This is a genomic window from Burkholderia sp. Ac-20392 (assembly GCF_017104585.1).
GTDB lineage: Bacteria > Pseudomonadota > Gammaproteobacteria > Burkholderiales > Burkholderiaceae > Burkholderia > Burkholderia lata.
On sequence record NZ_JAAGPB010000659.1, the window covers coordinates 1 to 3,748 of the forward strand.

Genomic DNA, 3,748 nt, shown 5'->3' on the forward strand with positions numbered 1-3,748 from the left:
CGGCGGTCGGGTTCATGGTGCTGATGATAGGCAATCCCGCGCCCCTTGGGCATTACCTGCGACGTAAGCATCGCGCCGTTCCCCGGGCGTGTCGCCGCGCTGCGTTACCATAGCCCCCGTGCCAACTGAGAGACGACGCCGGACCCGCGATTGAAAACGCATGGGCCGACGCCGTGCATATTTACGACAAGGCATTCCAGGGGAATCCAACAATGAAAAAACTTGCCGTCCGGCTCGCCTGCGTGGCGACGCTTGCATTCGCCGCGACCACCAGCCACGCGCAGACCGAAGCTGCGCAGGTGGAAATGAGGGCCGCCGCCGCGGCCGCCAACGACGCGGTCGTGAAGGGCCCGACCGACATCGACGTGAAACACGAAGCCGTGCTGAAGCTGAAAGCCGGCGAATCGTTCGTGCCGGCCGCCGAAGCCGGCCGCTACCTGCGCTCGATGGGCAACTCGATCGACGAAACCAAGCTGGTCGGCCTCGTGCTGCCCGACGATCCCGATGCCGACTGGATCTCGGTCGTGTCGTTCGAGCCGAGCGGCTATATCCGCGACGACGACGCGAAGGACTGGAAGCCCGATGAACTGCTGAAGAGCCTGCAGTCCGGCACCGAGGAAGACAACCCCGGGCGCAAGGAACGCGGCCTGCCGGAAACCGAGGTGGTCGGCTGGGCGAAGGCGCCCGCGTACGACGCGGCCTCGCACCGGCTCGTGTGGTCCGCGATCATCCGCGACAAGGGCGCGGCGCCGAACGCCGAGAACGACGGCGTGAACTACCGGACGCTCGTGCTCGGCCGTGACGGCTACCTGTCGCTGACGATGGCGTCGACGCTTGCCGACCTGCCGAAATACAAGGTGTCGGCCGACGAGTTGCTGTCGAACATCAGTTTCAACGACGGCAAACGCTACGCCGATTTCAACAAGTCGACCGACCACGTTGCCGAGTACGGCCTCGCGGCGCTGATCGTCGGCGTCGGCGCGAAGAAGCTCGGCCTGCTCGCGCTGATCGGTGCATTCGCGGTGAAGTTCTTCAAGATCGGCGCGGTTGCGCTGCTGGCCGGCGGCGCGGCGGTGAAGCGCTTCTTCGGGCGCAAGCCGAAGGCGGCCGCGGTGCCGGCCGTTGCCGATGCATCCGGCGTATCCGACGCGTCCGGCGCGGAGCGCAAGGAATGACGAAGCTGTTGCTGCTGATCTTCGGCGGCCTCAAGCTCGGCAAGGTGCTCATTTCGGCGGGCACCATGCTGGCGTCGATCGCGGTCTACGCGCTGTTCTACGGCTGGCGGTTCGCGGCCGGTTTCGTGGCGCTGCTGCTGGTGCACGAGGCCGGTCATTACATTGCCGCGCAGCGGCGCGGGCTCGACGTCGGGCTGCCGACCTTCATCCCGTTCGTCGGCGCATGGATCCAGTTGAAGGAGATGCCGCACGACGCGGAAACCGAGGCGTACGTCGGGCTCGCCGGGCCATTCGTCGGCACGCTCGGCGCGCTGGCCTGCTACGCGGCCGCGCGCCACTACGACAGCAACCTGCTGCTCGCGCTGTCGTACACGGGCTTCTTCCTGAACCTGTTCAACATGATTCCGCTGTCGCCGTTCGACGGCGGTCGGATCACCGCGGTGCTGTCGCCGCGCATCTGGTTCGCGGGCGTGCCCGTGCTGATCGCGCTGTTCGTCTATCGCCCGAGCCCGTTGCTGATCGTGATGGCGATCCTTGCGCTGCCGCAGCTGAAGCGCGCGTGGCGCTACGATCCCGACGCGCCGGAGAACCGCGTGTACTACGCGACGTCGATCGAGACGAAGACGACGTATGCGCTCTGCTACGTCGGCCTGCTGGCGTTCCTCGCGCTGATGACGTCCGGCGTGCACGACATGCTGCGCGTCGCGCATTCGTCGATCTGACAGCGGATACCCGAGGTCAAATGCAACAACGGCGGCCGTTTTTATGCGGCCGCCGTCGTTTTGGTTTGACGCCGAACGTCAGGCGTCGCGATGACGCAGCTCGACACGCCGGATGTCCTTCACGATCACGAGATAGCTGAGCACGGTGACGAGCGCGTTCAGCCCGACGAACACGAGCGCGCCGTTGAACGAGCCGCTCGCGCCGACGAGGTAGCCGATCGCGATCGGCGCGACGATGCCGGCCGTGTTGCCGAACATGTTGAACAGGCTGCCCGACAGGCCGATCGCTTCCTTCGGCGCGGTATCCGCGACGACGGCCCAGCCGAGCGAGCCGATCCCCTTGCCGAAGAACGACACGGCCATCAGCACGATCACCAGCACTTCGCTGTCGACGTAGTTGCAGCCGATGATGACCATCGACAGCGCCATCCCGCCGACGATCGGGATCTTGCGCGCGAGCGTCAGCGACACGCCGCGGCGAATCAGCCCGTCCGACAGCATCCCGCCGAGCACGCCGCCGAGGAATCCGCAGATCGCGGGCAGCGACGTCATGAAGCCGGCCTTCAGCAGCGACATCCCGCGTGCCTGCACGAGGTAGATCGGAAACCACGTGAGGAAGAAGTACGTGAGCACGTTCACGCAGTACTGGCCGAGGTACACGCCGATCAGCATCCGGTTCGACAGCAGCTGGCGCACGTAGTACCAGCCGGCCACGCGGCTGCTTTCGGAGCGCGCGCCATTGCTGCCGCGCGCGGCGGTGCGCACCAGGCCACCGCCTTGCTCGATATGCTCGAGTTCCGCGCGGTTCACGGCCGGATGGTCGGCCGGATCCTTCATGACCCGCAGCCACAGGAACGCGAGCGCGATGCCCGCGAGGCCGAGCCACAGGTACACCTGGTGCCAGCCGTACGCATGCGTGAGCCACGCCATCAGCGGCGAGAACACCACGGCCGCGAAGTACTGCGCGGCGTTGAAGATCGCCGACGCCGTGCCGCGCTCGGCGGTCGGGAACCAGCTCGCGACGACCTTCGCGTTGGCGGGAAAGGCGGGGGCTTCGGCGATGCCGACCGCGAAGCGCATCGCGAACAGCGCGGCGACTGCGAACGCGGCGCTGCCGCCGAGGCCGATCGTGCTTTGCAGCAGCGTGAATGCCGACCACAGGAAGATACTGCCCGCATACACGCGCCGCGCGCCGAAGCGGTCGAGCAGCCAGCCGCTCGGCAGTTGCGCGAGCACGTACGCCCAGCTGAACGCCGAGAAGATATAGCCCATCGTCACCGGATCGATGCCGAACGCCTTGCGGATCGGCGTGCCGGTGATCGACAGCGTCGCGCGGTCCGCATAGTTGAGCGTCGTGACGACGAACAGCATCGCCAGGATCCAGTAGCGCACGGCGGTCCGGCGCGCGGTGCGCGCGAGGTCGAGCGGAAGCTCGCGTGAGGGAGTCTGATTAGGCACTTTAATGTACGTCGTCGTATGACATGGCGCCAGTTTATTGGCAATAATCAGACGCAGAAACCTCGGGTTTTCCCTCTGGATGAAGACGTAAAAGGGTAAAAATCACGGGGATTCTCCCGCGGAATAAGGGCTTGTTGTGATTCGACTCGGGTTCGGCAGGTGACGTGAATATTGATGCTTGGTAGGCAGACATCATATCTGTTGAGCTACAATGGGCGATCTATTCCCGAACCACGGAGCACACCCCATGCAACTGACTGGAGAGATGCTGATGTATCCGCTGTTCGCCTGGCTCGACGCGGCGCCGAGCATCGCGCGGCTGATCGCGGTGCAGGCCGTGCTGTCGGTCACGCTCGCGGGCTACTACGGGCCGTTCGGCGCGATGATCGCCGA

3 protein-coding genes and 1 pseudogene are annotated in these 3,748 nt (G+C 65.6%); 3 read left to right on the forward strand and 1 reads right to left on the reverse strand.

Features of this window, described 5'->3' with window-relative positions; all coding sequences use genetic code 11:
- Positions 1–212: 212 nt before the first annotated feature.
- Positions 213–1,175, forward strand: coding sequence for a DUF2167 domain-containing protein (locus G3N99_RS36375; protein WP_174942146.1), 963 nt, complete (start codon positions 213–215; stop codon positions 1,173–1,175).
- Positions 1,172–1,897 (forward strand): site-2 protease family protein, encoded by a 726-nt coding sequence (locus tag G3N99_RS36380; RefSeq protein WP_174986042.1) that lies wholly within the window; start codon positions 1,172–1,174, stop codon positions 1,895–1,897. Before G3N99_RS36375 ends, G3N99_RS36380 begins: the two co-directional genes overlap by 4 nt.
- A gap of 78 nt (positions 1,898–1,975) precedes the next feature.
- Here the strand turns inward: G3N99_RS36380 and G3N99_RS36385 are convergent, their stop codons facing one another.
- Positions 1,976–3,355 carry an MFS transporter gene (locus G3N99_RS36385; RefSeq protein WP_206124778.1) on the reverse strand — a complete coding sequence of 460 codons (1,380 nt, stop codon included), beginning with the start codon at positions 3,353–3,355 and terminating at the stop codon, positions 1,976–1,978.
- 253 nt (positions 3,356–3,608) lie between these two features.
- Between G3N99_RS36385 and G3N99_RS36390 the strand changes: the two are divergent.
- Positions 3,609–3,748 (forward strand): annotated as a pseudogene (locus tag G3N99_RS36390) (MFS transporter); the annotation flags it as partial.